Raw genomic sequence first — 17,664 nt, forward strand, 5'->3', positions numbered from 1 at the left:
ATGTATCTGCCGTTGCTGGTGAGCGCGGTGCTGGCGCTGGTTGCGCCGTCGGTGGGGCGTCGGATGCCGCCGCGTGCGGGGGCGTGGGCGATGGCGTGCGCGGGGGTGGTGGCGGCCGGTACGTGGGCGACCGAGCTGTCGATCCTGGCATTCACCGCGATAGGGCAGGTGCCGCTCGTGGCGGCGCGAGGGGCTTGGTCGGTCAGTGTGCTGGCGGCGGAGGACGCGGTGAGCCGGAAGATCGCCGCACTATGTGCCGGGGTGGTCCTGGTGCTGGTGGCGAGCCTGAGCGTGGCGTCCTGGCGGCGGGGGCGTGCGCTGGTCGATGCCTGGAAGGAATGTCGGCACATCGCGGTGGGCGGCGACCTGGCTGTGGTCGACGATCCGGTGCCGGCGGCGTACGCGGTGCTCGGTATGCCGGGGCGGGTGGTCGTTTCCTCCGGGATGCTGCGGCTGCTGGACGGGCCGGAGCGGCGGGCCCTACTCGCCCATGAACGGGCGCATCTGAGGCATCGGCATCACCTGTTCTCCCTGGCCCTGCATCTGACGGCGGTGGTTAATCCGCTGCTGCGACCGTTGGAGCGGGCCGGGGCGTTTGCCGTGGAGCGGTGGGCGGACGAGGAGGCCGGTGTCGTGGTGGGGGACCGGCGGTTGGTCGCGCGTGCGATCGCACGGGCCGCCCTGGCGTCGAGCCGGGCAGGGCGGTCGGCACGGTCGGCACTGTCCGCGACCGGCGGGCCGGTGCCCCAGCGCGTCCAGGCGCTGCTTGCTCCGCCGGTATGCCGCCACAACGGTGTGGTGGCGGCGTTCGTGGTTCTGATGGCGGCCTGCTGCGTGAGCCTCGCCGTCACGGCGCACGACACGGAGCGGCTGTTCGAGGCTGCGATGCGCGCCCACGCCACCGCCGCACCGGTGAGCACGAGGTGACCTGTGCGGGCCGTGCGGCGGCTCATCGCACGGCCCCGGAGTGATCAGGCACGAGTGCCGGGTCGCCGGGATCGTGTCCGGTGCGAGCGGGCGCTGCGTGGTGTGGCTGGGTATTCAGGAGGCGAAGATCGAGATGCGGCACTTCGCCGGGGTCGGCCGAGGTTTGCTCGGCATGGTGGCCGGTTCATCGCCGGACTGCGCTTGCTCCTCCGGCGCCGGTCACCGCGCGTGCTGCGGGACCATGCGGGATTCGGCGGTCAGCAGCGGGCGCAGCGCGCTGCGGCTGAGGGCCGCGACGAGTGGGGTGGCCCAGCGGCGCAGCGCGAGGCTGGTGAGGTAGGCGACGGGGAGGGCGAGGAGCGCGGAGCCGAGGACGTCGTGGGGGTAGTGGGCGCCGACGTAGACCCGGGTAAAGCCCTCTATCACGGCGAACACCGCGGCGATGGCGCTCAGGCGGCGGTCGAGCAGGAACAGGGCGGCCACGGTCGCGGCGGCGGTGGTGGTGTGGCCGCTGGGGAAGGCGTAGTCGGAGGGCGCTGGGCAGGCGTCGACGATGTAGGCGTGGGGCACCGACCGGCAGGGCCGTACCTCGCCGACGATCTTCTTGACCACCTCGGCGGCGGCGAAGGCGACCACGACGGCGACCGGTGCGGCCAGCGCGACGGTCATGGCCCGGGTGTCGCGGCGGCGGGCGTTCCACCAGCCCATCAGCATGAGGACGGCGAACACGCCCAGGCCGAGGTTGGTCCACAGCTCCAAGGGCGTGTTGAGCCACTTGGTGTCGCGGGCGAAGTCCGTGACGGAGGTGAACAGGGAGCCGTCGATGCCGGAGCCGTCGAAGGCCAGTTGCGCGGTGGCGGCCGCGGTCATGGGCACGTCCTTCCGTGTCAGCACGAAGCGACGCGCAACGGCCCGGCGTCGCCGGTCAATCCCCAAGCCCGTGATGGCATGTTGGTGACATCACGGTGAATCGGTGGTGGCCGTCGGCCCAATCTACTACATGTTGTAGAAACGCGCTGCGGTGACCTGGGCGGTCCGTGCATCGGATGACGCCTGGGTCATCGGGTGTGAAGGATGCCTCGGGTCCTGTGCGGCACTGCGTGCACATGCAACGCTCGGCCGTGATGGGTAAAGCGGAGTGAGACGACGAGCACGACCCTATGAGCGGGGCGCAGCCCCGGTGGATTCAGTGTCACGGTGGTGAATTTGCAGGTACAGCAAGTCCTCGCCCCAGCCGTTGGCCTCGAAGAAGGCGACACCGCTCGCTCCGGCCGGGATGGGCGTCTGGTGGATCCGGCGCAGCACGGCGGAAAGAGGTGTCGTGGACGAGCCCGGCCCGCTCGGCCCGAAGTTTCCGCGCGGCGGCCATGTTGTGGCTCTGGTCGGCGGAGGCGGCGAGATAGCCGGCCGGTGTCAGCACAGGAGGCGACGGTGGTCCGCGGCGGAGGCGGCGCGACGCAGTACCGGACGGCACGCGGACGGACCGGCGCGGTGCTCGTTGCTTGCTTGGTCACCGGTTGCCCTTCCGTCCGGAGCCGGGCGGTGGGCGTTTTCGCGCGGGGTGCTGGGTCGCGCGGTGGAGTCAACGAGCCGTGACCTGGGATCGGGCAGGGGTGCTGGTGGTTGCCCGGTGATCCGGCGCTGAAGGGCGAAGCGGAGATCCTCGGCCTGCTGCAGCAGGTGGGCGGCGCCCAGGATCGGCTTTGTGGGTTCGCAGGGCGGGCCGATGCGTGGTCCAGTGGGCGACGCCCTGTATGCATGAGCGGGTGCCCGGTCAGCCGATGGCGAAGTAGGCCAGGCTGCCGACCCCGGCCAGGGTGCAGTAGACGGCGAACGGGATGAGGGTGCGGTTTTCGAAGTACTTCACCAGGTAGCGGGTTGCGAGGTAGGCCGCTACGAACGCGGCCAGGCTGCCCGCCAGTAGTGGGCCGCGCAGGCCGTCGCCCTGGGTGCCGAGCAGCGGGGGCAGTTTGAGCAGGGCTGCTCCGCCGATCACCGGGGTGGCGAGCAGGAAGGCGAACCGTGCGGAGTCCTCGTGGTTGAGGCCGCGGAAGATGCCGGCGCTGATGGTGGAGCCGGAGCGGCTGATGCCGGGGAGCAGGGCGAGGATCTGGGCCGCGCCGATCGCCATGGCCTGGCGGATGGTCATCTGTGTGATCCGCCGGTCCGACAGTTCGTCCGCGCTCAGGTGCTCCTCGCCGGGCGCGAGGGCGTTCTCCGCTCGCCTGCGGCCGGTGCCGCCGCGTCGCAGCTGTTCGGTGACGAAGAGGACGATGCCGTTGAGGGCCAGGAAGATGGCAGTGGGTACCGGTCGCCCGAGCGTCGTACGGAAGATTTTGTCCAGGGCGACACCGGCGATGCCCACGGGGATGCAGGCCGTGATGATCAGCCAGGCGAGTCGCTGGTCCACGGTCTGGATGCGGCGTTGCGTGATCGACGTCGCGAGGCCCCGGATCACCCTGACCCAGTCGCGCCGGAAGAAGACCACCAGGGCCAGCGCGGTGGCCAGGTGGAGGCCGACCAGCTCGTTGAGGTACAGGGACCCGTCGGCCGAGACGTCCAGATCGTGCTTCCAGTGCCCGCCCAGAAGGGCGGGTATCAGGATGCTGTGCCCGAGGCTGGAGACCGGGAACAGCTCGGTGACGCCTTGCAGCAGGCCGACACCTATGGCTTCGGGATAGGTCAGGACGGACATGGATGGCCTTCGACTCGGAATCCGGGCAAGGGGCTTCGGGCGACGCGCGCGGCGGCTCCGGCCAGTCAGGAAAGTACTACATCTTGTAGAACTTGAGGGGTCGGGCGGCAACGTTCATCCGGAATACCTGCAACGTTCACCAACCTTCGCAGGGCACGCTGCGCCGGTGGCGGCGCTGGTATGGCCCCCGCGCCGCCCTTCCTGCTGCCTCCATACCGGATCGCGGGAAAGCCGTCCGGACGGTGCGGGCTGCGCCGTTACGGATGCCGGCCGGGGCCGGTGAAGCTGGGCGTGGGTGTGGGCGACGCGCTGTCGGTGGTGCCACCGCCGGTGGCGCCGCCGAGCAGACCGCCGCCGGTTGCGCCGCCGCTCCCGCCGGTGGTGGTGCCGACGGTGTCTGTCGGGGTCGGGCTTGGGCAGTCCTTCTTCCGCCCGTGGCATGGTCCGGTGGTGGGGCTCGGCGCGGCCGTGGTCGGGATGGCCGAGGGCGTGCTCGCGGTGGGGGAGGGCGTGGGGGAAGGGGCGCCGAATTCGTCGGTGCTCTGGCCCGGTTGCGGCGCGGGTGGGAACTGCTGGACGGGCTGTCCCTGGAGGGCGGCTGTCATGTAGCCGGTCCACACTTCGGTGGGCATGTCGGCGCCGAAGACCTTGGAGTAGCCGCCGACGCCCTGCATCGACTGCAGGCCGGCGTTCTTCGGGTCCTCCTTGAACATGGCGACGGAGGTAACCAGTTGGGGGGTGTAGCCGATAAACCAGGCGGATTTGTAGTCGTCGGTGGTGCCGGTCTTGCCGGCCGCCGGGCGGCCCAGGGCCTGGGCGTTGGTGCCTGTGCCGTTCTTGACGACGTTCTGCAGGACGTCGGTGACGGTGTCGGCGGTCGAGGCGGGCATGGCCGTGGTGCCCTTGGGCTTGTCGAAGCCGGGCAGCGGCTGGCCGTCGGCGATGACCCTGGTCACCGAGTACGGCTCGTGCTGGACGCCGCCGTCATCGAACGTGGCGTACGCGTCGGCCATGCGGATCGCCGAGGGGGTCGAGGTGCCGATGTAGAAGCCGGGGGTGTCGTACTGCAGGCTCTTGCGCAGCAGGCCCGCCTTGAGGGCCTCGTTCTCGACATTGGTGTAGCCGACGTACTCGCCGAGCTGGACGTAGGGCGTGTTGACCGACTGCTCCATGGCCTTGCGCAGGGTGATGTAACCCCATTTTGTGGGAACGTCGTTGTGCTGGTGGAGGAACCCGGAGGGATCGCTGGAGTCCGGCATTTCCTGGCCCTGCTGGTTCTTGATGGTGATGCCGTCGTCGCCGTTGAACTTGGAGTCGGCTGTGATCGGTGAGGGCGGCTGGCCGGGGGAGAGTACGGCGCCGTGGTCGAGGGCGGCGGCCAGGTCGATGGGCTTGAAGGTGGAGCCGACTGGCACACCGGTGGCGTCGGCGTTGTCGGTCCAGTGGCCCTTGTCCCAGCCGGGCCCGCCGTACAGGGCCATGACCGCGCCGGTCGACGGATCGATCGACGCGGCGCCGACCTGGACGTCCTTGTCGGCCGAGCGGTGCGCCGGGTTGAGGTGCTTCTTCTCCATCGCCGCGACGGACGCCGACAGCGCGTTCACCTTCTTCTTGTCGAAGGTGGTGTAGATCTGGTAGCCACCGTGGCCGAGTTGCTGGTCGGTGAGGGACGAGTGGGCCTGGACGTATTTCTTCGCGGCGTCCACCAGATAGCCGGTCTGCCCGGACATCCCCGCCGACGGCGTGTAGGGCTTGGGCGTTGGGAACCCGGCTGCCAGGTACTGCTGTTCCTGCGCCTGACTGATCTTGTGGATGGTGGCCATGCGGCCCAGCACGTACTTCCAGCGCGCCTCGGCCTGGGCCTTGGCCTGCGGGTCGGTGTCGGCGTGCATGAGCACGCTCGGCTCGTTGACCGCGGCGGCGATGAACGCGCCCTGGCTGACGGTCAGCTCGGAGGCGTGCTCGTGGTAGTAGGCGCGGGCCGCGGCCTCGATGCCGTACGCGTCCCGGCCGTAGTAGCAGCTGTTCAGATAGCCCTGCAGGATCTGCTGCTTGGACATCTGGCCACCGATCTTCAGGGAGATCATGATCTCCCTCAACTTGCGAGTGACCGACTGGTTCTGGTTGAGGTAGGTGTTCTTCACGAACTGCTGGGTGATGGTGGACCCGGACTGCACCTCGCCGCCCGTGGCCATGTGGTAGACGGCGCGGAGCATGCCCTGCGTGTCGACGCCGGGGTCGGTGTAGAAGGTGGCGTTCTCCGCGGCGAGGAAGTCCCACTGCACCAGCTTCGGGACCTGGGCGAGGTCGACGTTCTGCCGGTTGGTCGACCCTTGCGTGGCCATCACCGAGCCGTCGGACCAGTAGTAGGTGTTGCTCTGCTGCTGGGTGCTGGGGTTCGCGCTCGGGATCGTCGTCGTGGCATAGGCATACCCGAACAGGCCCAGGAGACCGCCGAGGAACAGCAGGAACGTGCCAGAAACCAGCTTCCACGACGGCAGCCACCGCCGCAGGCCCCGCTTGCCCGCCCGCGGGTAGTCGATGAGGCCGCGCCGACTGGAGCGCCCAGTATCCGCACGCCGCGTGGCTGCGCGGCCGGAGCGCCCGGTGTCCGCACGCCGTGTGCCCGCCGCGCGGCGGCCCCCTCCGCCCCCGCCCCGGGCGGCCCTGCGCGCCTCGGCACGGCCGCCCTGCGGTATGCCGTCCCGGCCGGACGGCACACCGTTCCTTCCCGACGGTCGGCGCCGGTGTTCGCTCATACTCGCCACTCCTCGACCAGGCACGGGCCCACCCGCCGCCGGACACCGAAACCGGCCCGCCATGATGCGGGGCCGGGTACCTGGCCCGGGGCGGACTGGCGCTCCTGACGATGTTCTACAAGTTGTAAGACTAAGTTGGGTCTGGCGTGCGACGACAACCGGCCCTGGGTAAAGTCACACGGGCCAGGAGAGGCCGAAGTCGTGGCCGGGCCCGGCTCGGGAGCCGATGTGCCGCCTCAGCATGGCGACAGTCGACAACGACCGCGAGCTGGGAACCGCACGCACAGAGAGTGTGCCGACCGACGCGAGTACCTCGTCCGCGCAGTACGCACAGCCAGCGGTCTCGTTCCCGTCGGCTTAGGTGCCTCCTCGCTGGGACCGGCGCTGGTCGCGAACGAATGAACCTGCCCTGGGCGGTCGAGTGCCCTCCGGCGTTGCGGGGGATCACTTCGGTGCCGACCATGTCGGGCTATGCCTCCAGCCGGTGTCCGCTGCGGATGCCGCAGACTCCGGGATAGGCCGGGCGTCCGGTGAGCAGCTGCTGGACGAGGAAGCCGACCGCGAGGGTGGCGGCGCCCGCGACCGCGTCGGTGACGAAGTGGTTGGCGGTGGCCAGGATGACGGTGAAGGTGGCCGGCGGATAGCAGAGGCCCAGTACGCGCACCCAGGTGCGGCGGGCCAGGAACGCGAGGGTCAGGCCCGACCAGCTCGACCAGATGATGTGGACCGAGGGCATGGCGGCGTACTGGTTGGACAGCGCGGCCACGTCGCCGGAGGCCCACGATCCCCAGGTGTGGTGGACGACCACGGTGTCGATGAAGCCCTGCCCGGTCAGGAAGCGGGGCGGGGCCGTGGCGCAGAACGCGAAGCCGGCCAGGGCCAGCAGGGTGGCCGTGTACAGGGCGGTGCGCACCGATCGGTAGCGGTCGCCATGGCGGACGTACAGCCAGAGGAGCACTCCGATGGTCACGATGAAGTGCAGTGTGGCGTAGTAGTAGTTCATCCCCACGATGAGCCAGCCGACTCGGTCGGCGGCATGGTTGATCGTCAGCTCGATGTTCAGGTGCAGCTCCTGCTCGGCGTGCAGGATGTCCTGCGCGCGGTGCAGGGCGGCGCTGCGGTGGGCGGGTACGGCGTTGCGGGTGAGGGTGTAGGCCCAGTAGAGAAGCCCGGTGCAGACCAGTTCCACCCACAGGCGCGGCCGGTCCAGCGGGCGCAGTCGGGTGGGCAGTAATGGACCGAAGCACCGGGTGCGGGAGCTGTCGCCGGATGTGGCCGGGGATGTTTCGGTGTCCGGTGCCGAAGCCGTCGTCACACCTGCTCCCGGTCGGCGGCGTCGTTCGCGCCGACTGACGTCAGTGCCTCTTCCTGATGTGCGTCCTTGCCGGGCGGGTACGGGGCGTCATCGTCCTGACGCGGTCGCCGGGTGGCGATCAGGTACACCAGCGCACCGGTGAACAGGGCGAGGGAGACGTAGTCGTTCAGGCGCAAGCCCAGGAAGTGGTTGGCGTGGTCGATGCGCAGGGCCTCGATCCAGGCCCGGCCGGTGGTGTAGGCGAGTACGTAGCAGGCGAACAGCCGGCCCCTGCGCAGCCGTTGGTGGTGACGGGCGTCCAGCCACAGCAGCAGTGCCATGACACCGAGGTCCCACAGCGACTCGTACAGGAACGTCGGGTGGTAGAGGCCGACCGTGGGCATGTCGGCGGGGCGATGGGCGGGGTCGATCTGCAGCGCCCAGGGCAGGTGGGTGGGGCTGCCGTACAGCTCCTGGTTGAAGTAGTTGCCCCAGCGGCCGATTGCCTGCGCGAGCACCAGCCCCGGCGCGACCGCGTCGGCGAAGTCGGACAGCTTGATGCCGCGGCGGCGGCAGCCCAGCCAGGCGCCGACCGCGCCGAGCGCGACGGCACCGGGTATGCCGAGGCCGCCGTCCCAGATGAAGAGGGCGTGGATGGGCTGCTTGCCGGCGGTGAAGTACAGCTCCGGGTCGGTGATCACGTGGTAGAGGCGCCCGCCGGCGATGCCGAACGGCACGGCCCAGATCGCGATGTCGGCGATGTCGTCACGGCGCCCGCCCCTGGCTTCCCAGCGGCGACCGGCGAGCCATACGGCGGTGAAGATGCCGGCCAGGATGCACAGTGCGTACGCCCTGATCGGCAGCGGACCGAGGTGCCACACCCCTTGTGACGGGCTGGGGAGGTACGCCAGGTTCAAGGGTTCGACCGTTTCTCGTACGCACGGAACCCGGCCGTGCGCCGGGAGGGGGACCCACCCGACAATACATCGGACACCGAACCTTTCGGGAGGGTGGAGCGGTGGACGGGTGTCCGAGGCGCGGACGATGCGACCGCACCTCTGTGCGGTCCCGCTACCCTTGATCCATGTCTGCGCTGCCCAGCACCGAGGTCCCGTCCTCCTCGGCCGCCCTCGGGAAGGAGCCGGAGGCCCGGCTGCTCACCGAGGCCGTGACCCGGCTGCGTCGCGCCCTGCGCTCCTCGATACGCACCGACTACCCGTGGGAGACCCTGCCCATGGCACAGGTCGAGCTGCTCCAGGTGCTCGGGGAGCACTCACCCGCGCGGATCAGCGACCTGGCCGCCCGTCGGCGCCTTGCCCCGAGCACGGTCAGCGGCCTGATCGGTCAGATGATCACCGCGGGGCTGGTGGCGCGCGACGTGGACGCAGCCGATCGCCGGGCCTCCGTCGTCACTCTCACCGAGGCGGGCCGAGAGAAGCTCGCGGCCTGGACCACCGCCCACGAACGCCGCATCGACACCGCTCTCGCCGCCCTCGACGACGGCGCCCGAGCGGCCATCACCGGCGCGCTGCCCGCCCTGTTCCAGCTGGCTGAGAACCTGGGCGAACCGTCCGGCGGCGCGGCAGGGGACTGACAGGAACCAGCGGGTGCACCGGGCGCGCGAGTCTGCCGACCGCTCGCCCATGATCTTCTCGTGCGGTGACGAATCCGGCTCGGTCGGTGGTCGGTGCGTGCGCATATGTCCGCCCGCGTTTGGTCCACGAGGGCATCTGTTTGGCGTGCATGCGGGTGAGGATCATCGCTATGCCGGCGTCAGGGTGTCGTCGGCCCGCTGCGGCGCGTGAGGATCACCGCCTCGCGCGCCTCGTCGGGCGGATTTGCGCCACCGTCGTACTTCGCCGGCCACTCGCACACCATGCCGGCCACCACCAGACCTATGGCCGCGGCGGCGACCAGCCGCCAGCCGCTGCGCTCTCCCCAGCCCAGCCCGACGATCAACCCCGCTGCCGCCAGGCCGCCGGCCGCTGCGGCAGCGCCATCGGCCAGCCATGTCCACCAGCGCCGTCTCGTCATGTCGGCGTCCTTTCCCGGTTCACGTTACGCTGTTCTTCGGTTACAAAATATTTTGGTAGCCGATGTAACGTGGGAGGGCAAGTTTCCCTGCCGAGTGCGAGGACGGAGGCGTCATGGTGGTGGAGGCATGAATACGGCCCCGATACGTACCCGCTCGTGGTCGTCGCTGCTGACCTGGGAACGGCCCCGGCCCGAGGCGATACGCAGTCGGCCGGGTGCTTGGTGGCTGGCGGTGGCGACGGTGTGCTTCGGCGCGTTCATGGGGCAGTTGGATGCCAGTATCGTCACGCTCACCTACGGCAGCCTGCGGAGCGAGTTCGGTACGTCGCTCGCGGCGATCGAGTGGGTGTCGCTGGCCTATCTACTCACACTCGTCGCGCTCCTGGTCCCGGTGGGGCGGTTGTCGGACGCACACGGCCGCAAGCTGTTCTATCTCTACGGGTTCGTGGTCTTCACCGGCGCGTCGGCCGCCTGTGGCCTGGCCCCGTCGCTGGCCGCGCTGGTGGTCTTCCGGGTGGTGCAGGCGGTGGGCGCGGCGATGATGCAGGCCAACAGTGTCGCGCTGGTGACCACGAGTGCGCCCCGGGAGCGGATGCGGGCCGCGCTCGGTGTGCAGGCGGCGGCACAGGCCCTGGGCCTCGCGCTGGGGCCTACGGTGGGCGGGGCGCTGGTGTCGGCGCTCGGCTGGCGGTGGGTGTTCGGCATCAACGTGCCGGTGGGGGTCATCGCTCTGGTGGCCGGCCACTATCTGCTCCCGCGCACCCGCAGCCGCAACCGGGTGCCCTCCTTCGACTGGCCGGGCCTGGTGCTGTTGGCGGCGGCGACCACAAGCCTTCTGCTGGGGGTCTCGGCGGCCTCGGGTCTCGCGGTGCCGCCCTGGGCGGTCGTGGCGCTCTTCGCGCTCGCGCCGGTGGCGGGCATGGCCTTCGTACGGCGTCAGCGGCGCGCCCCCGTTCCGCTGCTCGACCTCGCCCTGCTACGGGTGAGGGCGGTCTCGTCCGGGCTGGTGGCGGCACTGTGCGGGTATCTGGTGCTGTTCGGGCCACTGGTGCTGGTGCCGCAGATCGTGGTGCGGGCAGGGGGTTCGGAGCTGCTGGCCGGGCTCGTGCTAACCGCGCTGCCGGGCGGGTTCGCGCTGGCGGCCACCGGCGCGGACCACCTCCTTCCCCAGGGCGTGGGTGACCGGGCGCGGTGTCTGCTCGGTGTCCTGGTGTGTACGGGTGCGCTGTCGGCGATGCTGGTGCTTCCCGTCACGACCACCTGGATGGCAGTCCAACTGACCCTGCTGGGTGTCGGGTTGGGGCTGTTCACCCCGGCCAACAACACGCTGGTGATGAGCGCGATACCGGCGAACTGTTCCGGCACCGGCGGCGGTCTGGTCAACATGGCCCGGGGCCTGGGTACTGCCCTCGGCGTCGCTCTGGTCACCCTGCAGCTCCACCTGTCCCGCGCCGGGGGAGTCCGCGACGGGTGGGTCCATGCTGTCCTTGTCCTCCTCGCCGCGGCGTTCGTCGCCGCCGTGATGGCACGGCTCTCCCCGGTCGGCAACCGCGGGCGGGCGCGTTGACGATCCCGGCCCGGCAGGCCCGGTAATGGGTGGGCCGCAGGCTTTGAGGGCTAAGGGGCGGCTGATCGCTGCCAGGGTGTTCCGGTAGACGGCGCGGACCGGGGCCGCCAGCCGTGCCAGCAGTGACGCGGCCAGAGCGACGAGCAGGGCCCGGTCGAGCGGCTCCTGCGTGGTGGCCAGAAAGGTCAGCAGTATCACCGTGGCGTCGACCGGGCCGGAGTTCATGACGTCTCGGATGTCGCGGGTGCGGGCGGCGATGAGCTTGCAGCCGATGATGGCGACGAGGGCGCCGATGACCGGCAGGGGGATGCGTGCGGCGAGTGGGCCCATGGTGGCCACCAGCGCGGCCAGCAGAAGCCCGGAGAAGATGCCTGCCCAGCGTGTACGCGCTCCTGCCGCCTGGGCCACGCCGGTACGGGAGAGGGAGCCGCCGGCCGGCAGTGCCTGGAAGAACGCGCCGCCGAGGTTCGCAGCGCTCTGGGCCAGGATGTCCGCCGCCCCTGCGCCCCTGCGGTCCGAGGGGCCGGACACGGTCCGGGGGATGCCGGCGGCCTGGGCCAGGGCGACCACAGCGACGGCGGCGGCTCCGGGCAGCAGCCGCGGCAGGACCTGCCAGTCAGGAAGCGTGAGGCGGGGCAGCCCGGCCGGGACGGCGCCCAGTGAACCGGCCAGGGGGACATCGTGACCCGATACCGCCACGGCCACGCTGGCGGTCACGAGGGCCAGCAGGATGGACAGGGAGTGCAGCCGGGGATGGCGATGGGCCACCGCCCACACCACGACAGCGGCGGCGGAGGCGGCGGTGGCGGCTTTCGACCAGGTGCTGATGTGGGCGAACCAGTCGGCCAGGTGCACCAACCTGTTGTGGTGGGGGCTGTGGTAGTCGGTGGCGTCACCGACCGCCCCGGCGACGATCTGTACGGCGATGCCGGCGGAGAATCCCGTCATGGCCGCACCGGAGACGAGCCGGAGCAGCAGCCCGAGCCGCAGAGCCGCGAACAGGGCCATGCACACCCCGACGAGCAGGGTCAATGACGCGACGCAGGACGGATCGGTCGGATCGAGCCCGGCGTCCGACAACGCGGTGCGAGCGGTCAGGGCGATCGCGCTCGTGAGCGTGGTGACCATGAGCGTCGTACGGGCGAAGAGCGAACCCACCACTGCCGGCACCGCACCGGCGTACAGGCCCGCCAGCGGACTGAACCCGGCGATCGCCGCGTACGCCATGCCCTCCGGCACACTGAACAACGCGGTGACGGCCCCCGACTGCGCGTCCGCTCTGGTCGGCCGCCCCAGCCACTGCCGGAGGCCGCGGTGCCATCGCGTGTGGCGTCCCGGCCCGCGGTGTCTGGGGGCGCGGTGCCGTGGTCCGCGCCGCACTGGCGCGGCCGAACCCCGGCTCGCCGTCACCCGGTCATGGACGCATGTGGCCATCCGACAGGCACACCCCGCGCCGCGTTCCCGATCCATCCGTGCCTCCTGGCCGACACCACCGATCCGTCGCGAACAACTCGGCAATCGCCCGGTCTCGGACCGGACGCGGTCAGACCAGGATCACTTGCCAGGCAGGGCCATTGCTGTTGGACAGGACGAATTCGGTATTTCGAATGGAATGTCACGTTACGGTCTTGCGTGCGCCAGGAAGGTCATGTACACGCCTGTGCAGGGGCCCAAGGTGGTCCCCTCACGTCCAGCCGTGACCGCCACTGTTGTGCAGCAGGGCCAGGCCGGCGGTGGCCACGACCAGCCACTGCGTCAGGCGGACAGAGCGGAACAGGGTCGCCAACGCGCAGGCGAGGGCCGTGTACCAAGGCATCGACCACGGTGCCGCGAGAACCCAGGCGAAGGCGAGCGCGAACGTAACGGTGACGATGTCCGGGGCGTCCGACGGGACGTGCCGGTGGAGCGCCAGAGCCAGCCCCAGCATCAGCACCGGCCACAGAGCACTGATACTGGCCGCGGCTGTACCAGGGCCCACGAACTCCGTCGCGAAGTGGTCGAACACCGCCCACAACGAGGGCGTGGACACCAGATGCGAGGCCGCGGAGAGCGGATTCAGGGCGTGCAGGCCGTAGCCGCAGTAGAGCGCCGCCAAGGTCAGCACGGCAGCACCCGTCACGCGGGCGGCCCGCAGCCAGGCGCCGGAGCGGAGGAGCGGCCAGGAAAGCCCCACCCCGACCAGGGCGGCGCTGATCTTGACTCCGCACGCCAGTCCGACTAGTCCTCCGACGACCAGGTCGTGGTGTCGCCCGGTGGCCCTGCGCGCCACGTGGACGGCGCAGACGGCCAGCCCGGCGACGAGGGTGTCCAGATGTCCTCCCCCGACCAGTACGCCGATCAGCAGTGGGTTGGCGGTCCACAGGAGCGCGGCCCGGACCGGATCGGCAGCGGTGCGCATCAACAGGTAGCCGGTGCCGAGGAACGCGGCCGCGTTCGCGAGCATCAGCACCCATATCGTCAGAAACGGCCGGTCGCCGCCGACCGACCCGGCAGCGGCCTGCCACCACGTGGCGACCGGCCCGTACACCGATGGGGTGTTCTGCCAGGCGTCGCTGACAAGACGGGCGTAGGCACCGCCCAGTTGGGCGGGGGTTGTCACGTACGGGTCCCCGCCCAGGGCGGCGATACGGCCGTAGGCGGCGTAACTGGCCGTGTCGGAGGAGCCGACCGGGGTGAGATTCGCGACGACGAGCACGGCGATCGCGCCGGCACGGAAGAGAGCTCGCGGATCGGGACGCCAGCCTTGGCCGTGGGCGCCCAGCAGGCGAATCGTTCCGACGCACGACAGCACTATGGCGACGGAGGTGGCCACCGCGGAAATTGTGCCTGTCATGGCCGGCAGCTGAAGCCAGGTGATCGGCGCCCTGAGGGTGTTGTGGTTGGGAGCGCTCGCACCGACCAGCCCGAACAGGGCGATGCCCGCCCCGGCCGTCCACACGGCCGCACGGGGCCAGGACTCTCCGTCGCCGGCCCGTACGGCGGGCGAGACTGTCCTGCCCCGGTGTGCGGGCTGCGAAATCCATGTACTGCCGTTGGTCGTCAAGGTTGCTCTCTGCGTCGTACTTCCGTCACGGCCCTGCCGGGTCAGCTCCCGGCGAGAACGGCGGTGACGATCTTGCCGGCGAACTTGTAGCCCTCGCCGCTGCCCGGCACCACGGCCGCCGCCGCCACGTCGCCGCGGTAGGCCACGAACCAGCTGTTGGGCTTCTGCCGGCCGTCCACCTCGGCCGTACCGGTCTTTGCGCCGACGTCCCCGCTCAGCCCGCCGATGACCGGTGCCGCGGTGCCCTGCCGCGCCGTCAGCCGCATCAGCTCACGCAGGGACGCGTCCGCCGAAGCGCTCATCCGCCTCGGTGCATGCGCGAGCTGCCGGTTGTCCACGCTCGCAGGCACGATCACCGGCTGGTGGAAGACACCTGCCTTCGCGGTCGCGACCACGGAGGCCATGTCGAGCGGACTGACGAGGACCTTGCCCTGTCCGATGTACGTCATCGCCTTCGAAGCACCGCCGGTCGTCGGGACACTGCCGTCGAAACTGGGAACGCCCGTGCTCCAGGTCAGGCCGAGACCGAACACGTCGCGCGCCTCGTTCTCCACGGCACCGTCCGGCTGGGCCTGGGCCGTCGACATGAAGGCGGTGTTGCACGACGCCTCGAAGTCCATGGCGAGCGTCGCGTGCTCGATCTTCATCTTGTCCACGTTGTGGAACGTGAGACCGCCGTAGGAGAAGTACTGCGGGCAGTTCAGCGGTGTGCTGGGCGTGTACTTTCCGCTGTCGAGCAGCGTCGCCGCCGTGATCACCTTGAAGGTGGAGCCCGGCGCATAAGTGCCCTGGAACGCCTTGTCGAAGCCCTTCGCCGGGGCCATGGCCACCGCCAGTACGTCACCCGTGCTGGGCTGCACGGCGACCACCGACGCGTCCGGACCCTCGGTCTTGACGTCCTTCTCCGCCTCGGCCTGCAGGCGGGCATCGATGGTGGTGGGCAGCGGCTTTCCCGCTTTGCCACGCGAAAGCACCCCAAGGACCCGTCCCGCAGTGCCGTCGGCGTTCCTGACACGGATCTCGGTGCCGGGCGTGCCGTGCATCCTGGCTCCGTACCGGTCCTGCAGCTGGCTGAGGATCCCGGCCAGCGACGGGTACTGGGCGGCGGTCAGCTCCTTGCCCGCTCGGTCCACCACCTTGACCGGCGGCGCGCCGGCCGGCGCGGCCACGACCGACTGACCTGCGGTCAGTTTCGGATAGAGCACCGACGGCGCCCACTTGACCACCGCGCGCCCGTCGCCTCCCCGCTCCACAGTGAGCGACGAGTCGTACGCCCAGGTGGTCTTCTGCCCGCCGTAGGCCAGTCGCGCTCGCACGGAGAACGGCACCTGGAAACCGGTCGGCTGCTTGGCGCTGAAGGTCAGGGACGCGGCGTGCAAACCCTTCTTGTATGACACCAGTTGCACGCCCGATACCGTGGCGTTGTCCGTGAGCGACGCGGCCTTCGCCGTGTCCCCCGACTCACAGGCGGCCAGAAACTGCTGCGCCGTGGTGCGCACTTCCTCCGCCGAAGGCGGGCGGGTGTTCACCGGGTGAGCCGCTGAATGCGATGACCCGGTCGTGTGACCGTTCGTCTCCCGCTGCCCGGACGCGTAGCACGCCAACGTCACCCCCGCCGCTGCCACTGTGACCACGCTGCTGACGACTACTGCGGTCCTTGCTGCTCTCTGCACGGGCTCTCTTCCCCCTGACGGCGACGCCTCCCGCGTCCCCAGCGCACGCACCGGGCTCCCGCCCCGGTCTGGCGCACCAGACTACATCGGTTACCGAAACATTCGGATGCCAGGGTAACGGTATCGACGGTCCGGTGGCGCCCCGCCCTCGCTCTGGAACCGGGTCCGCGGCGGCGTGATGGGAGATTCCTCCGGCCGCCCTCAAGGCACCTTCTGCCTACCGGGACAGCGGCCTTCGGCGAGCCGCCGCGGACCCGGTGGAACGGTAGCAGAATGATTCGGTGGCCGACGTATATTGCAGAACGCCATGAGCGCGCCGTCACCTGGTGGGCCCTGACAGGCCGCGCATCCCGTCGGGGACAATGCATCGCAGGATCGCCCGCGGCTGGGCAGGCAATGTGCCGCCGGACGGGCCTGTGAACGGCAACACGAGGAGAACCACAGCAGTGCGGGTGCAGCGGGCGCTGATACGGGGCGGTCGATCGGGCCGGCAGGCACACGTCGGCTGGTCCGGCCCTCTCACGATCGCAGCGGTGGCGGAAGGGACCATCGTCGCCGTGATGGGAACGCTGCTCGTCGTGGGATCGAGCGTCCTCGGCGTCCTGGCCGGACCCGCCGCGTTCCGCTCGGGCGCCGCGGGTGTGGTCTGCACTCTCGCGCTCGCTCTCTACCTCCTGATCGTCCGTGCGGGCCGGGTGCTCGTCGGCGGTGTCGTCGTGGTGGGTCTGGCGCTCGCCGTGTTCACCCCCCGGGTGGCCGCCGAGATCGCCCTGACCGAACGCGGCCACCGCCAGGACGTGATCGTCACCGCCGTGCAGAGCGAACAGTCCACGCAGGGCCGTACCGACCGGCGCTGCACCTTCTCCTGGGCGGACGGGGAGCCCGTGCCGGTGGCCATACGGCGCGGGTGCCAAGCCCACACCACGGTCGGCGAACGGGTCACCGTCCTGTTCGATCCCGGGGGCGTCCTAGCTCCCCGCGCGGCCGGCCGCTTCCGGACCGGCCGCCTCCTCGGCACCGGCCTGCTCGCACTCGTGCTGCCAGTCCTTTGTTTCCTCGCGGTGGCCCGGTCCTACTGCCTGCCGTCAGAGACAGGCAGCCGGACGGTGCTCCGTCGCGTCAGGTCCGGGTGACCGTGCCGCACACGTCGGGACGGTTCGGGTCGAGGGGCTTGCTGCGGTCGTAGGGGTCCGTTGCCGGCCCTATCGGCGGCTGTCCGTTCGGAGCGTCCGTGGTGAACCGCGGGTGGAGGAAGCCGTCTTAGATCTCGCACGGTACTGATCGAGATGCCCTCGTCGTAGCGAATCAGACCCAACTCTTCGGAAGTAACCTAGTATTTCGCCGGGTCGAGCAGCTCCGTGTCCAGCACGCGGCGCACGATGGTCCGTTGCACCTCAGTGAAGCCGCCAGGCGAACGCGGCCCTGCACCGCATCGTGTTCACCCGCCTGCGCCACGACCCGCGCACCCAGGCGTACTTCGCACGCCGCACCCGGGAGGGCAAGACTCGACGCGAGATCATCCGATGCCTCAAGCGATATGCCGCCCGTGAGGTCTTCAACCTGGTCAGAACGGTACCCGGCGTTCCCCCGTTATAGGGGCGTGTGAGAGCGCAGTTAGACGTAGAGGCCCCGTCAGCAAGATCCTGACGGGGCCTCTACGCGTAACAGTGAC

Annotated in this window: 12 protein-coding genes and 2 pseudogenes; 5 read left to right on the forward strand and 9 right to left on the reverse strand. The window is 70.2% G+C overall.

The features are described 5' to 3' along the window. Window positions 1–18: 18 nt before the first annotated feature. Window positions 19–927, forward strand: coding sequence for a M56 family metallopeptidase (locus ACIBJF_RS06070; RefSeq protein ID WP_399172503.1), 909 nt, complete (start codon window positions 19–21; stop codon window positions 925–927). A gap of 219 nt (window positions 928–1,146) precedes the next feature. Here ACIBJF_RS06070 and ACIBJF_RS06075 read toward each other — a convergent pair whose 3' ends face one another. The 5 genes from ACIBJF_RS06075 to lgt form a co-directional block, all read right to left on the reverse strand. Further along, window positions 1,147–1,797, reverse strand: coding sequence for a phosphatase PAP2 family protein (locus ACIBJF_RS06075; protein ID WP_399172504.1), 651 nt, complete (start codon window positions 1,795–1,797; stop codon window positions 1,147–1,149). A gap of 904 nt (window positions 1,798–2,701) precedes the next feature. Next, on the reverse strand, window positions 2,702–3,622 hold the full coding sequence (locus ACIBJF_RS06080) for an undecaprenyl-diphosphate phosphatase (RefSeq protein WP_399172505.1): 921 nt from the start codon (window positions 3,620–3,622) through the stop codon (window positions 2,702–2,704). Between the two features lie 257 nt (window positions 3,623–3,879). Continuing rightward, window positions 3,880–6,381, reverse strand: coding sequence for a transglycosylase domain-containing protein (locus ACIBJF_RS06085; protein WP_399172506.1), 2,502 nt, complete (start codon window positions 6,379–6,381; stop codon window positions 3,880–3,882). Between the two features lie 469 nt (window positions 6,382–6,850). Next, window positions 6,851–7,696 (reverse strand): phosphatase PAP2 family protein, encoded by an 846-nt coding sequence (locus ACIBJF_RS06090; RefSeq protein ID WP_399172507.1) that lies wholly within the window; start codon window positions 7,694–7,696, stop codon window positions 6,851–6,853. Further along, the gene (gene lgt, locus ACIBJF_RS06095) at window positions 7,693–8,592 is read right to left on the reverse strand and encodes a prolipoprotein diacylglyceryl transferase (protein WP_399172508.1); all 900 of its coding nucleotides are present in this window, start codon (window positions 8,590–8,592) and stop codon (window positions 7,693–7,695) included. Before lgt ends, ACIBJF_RS06090 begins: the two co-directional genes overlap by 4 nt. Window positions 8,593–8,759: 167 nt before the next feature. Between lgt and ACIBJF_RS06100 the strand changes: the two genes are divergently transcribed. Next, entirely contained in the window at window positions 8,760–9,269 is a 510-nt protein-coding gene (locus ACIBJF_RS06100) for a MarR family winged helix-turn-helix transcriptional regulator (RefSeq protein WP_399172509.1), read from the forward strand. 179 nt (window positions 9,270–9,448) lie between these two features. Here the strand turns inward: ACIBJF_RS06100 and ACIBJF_RS06105 are convergent, their stop codons facing one another. Next, window positions 9,449–9,709: a hypothetical protein gene (locus ACIBJF_RS06105; protein WP_399172510.1), complete on the reverse strand. Its 261-nt coding sequence runs from the start codon at window positions 9,707–9,709 to the stop codon at window positions 9,449–9,451. Between the two features lie 127 nt (window positions 9,710–9,836). On the opposite strand from ACIBJF_RS06105, the gene ACIBJF_RS06110 reads away from it, so the two are divergent. Further along, window positions 9,837–11,276 carry an MFS transporter gene (locus ACIBJF_RS06110; RefSeq protein ID WP_399172511.1) on the forward strand — a complete coding sequence of 480 codons (1,440 nt, stop codon included), beginning with the start codon at window positions 9,837–9,839 and terminating at the stop codon, window positions 11,274–11,276. A 246-nt stretch (window positions 11,277–11,522) separates the two neighbouring features. On the opposite strand, the pseudogene ACIBJF_RS06115 reads toward ACIBJF_RS06110, so the two are convergent. The 3 genes and pseudogenes from ACIBJF_RS06115 to ACIBJF_RS06125 form a co-directional block, all read right to left on the reverse strand. Beyond that, window positions 11,523–12,746: pseudogene (locus ACIBJF_RS06115) on the reverse strand (SulP family inorganic anion transporter); the annotation flags it as partial. Between the two features lie 214 nt (window positions 12,747–12,960). After that, complete coding sequence (mptB, locus tag ACIBJF_RS06120; RefSeq protein WP_399172512.1) at window positions 12,961–14,214, reverse strand: polyprenol phosphomannose-dependent alpha 1,6 mannosyltransferase MptB; 1,254 nt, start codon at window positions 14,212–14,214, stop codon at window positions 12,961–12,963. 146 nt (window positions 14,215–14,360) lie between these two features. Continuing rightward, window positions 14,361–16,043 carry a penicillin-binding transpeptidase domain-containing protein gene (locus ACIBJF_RS06125; RefSeq protein ID WP_399172513.1) on the reverse strand — a complete coding sequence of 561 codons (1,683 nt, stop codon included), beginning with the start codon at window positions 16,041–16,043 and terminating at the stop codon, window positions 14,361–14,363. A 482-nt stretch (window positions 16,044–16,525) separates the two neighbouring features. On the opposite strand from ACIBJF_RS06125, the gene ACIBJF_RS06130 reads away from it, so the two are divergent. Next, a complete protein-coding gene (locus ACIBJF_RS06130) occupies window positions 16,526–17,125 on the forward strand; it encodes a hypothetical protein (protein WP_399172514.1) in 600 nt (199 codons plus the stop codon). Between the two features lie 271 nt (window positions 17,126–17,396). Continuing rightward, window positions 17,397–17,588 (forward strand): annotated as a pseudogene (locus tag ACIBJF_RS06135) (IS110 family transposase); the annotation flags it as partial. Window positions 17,589–17,664: the final 76 nt, after the last annotated feature.

Source organism: Streptomyces sp. NPDC050743, assembly GCF_044456925.1.
GTDB lineage: Bacteria > Actinomycetota > Actinomycetes > Streptomycetales > Streptomycetaceae > Streptomyces.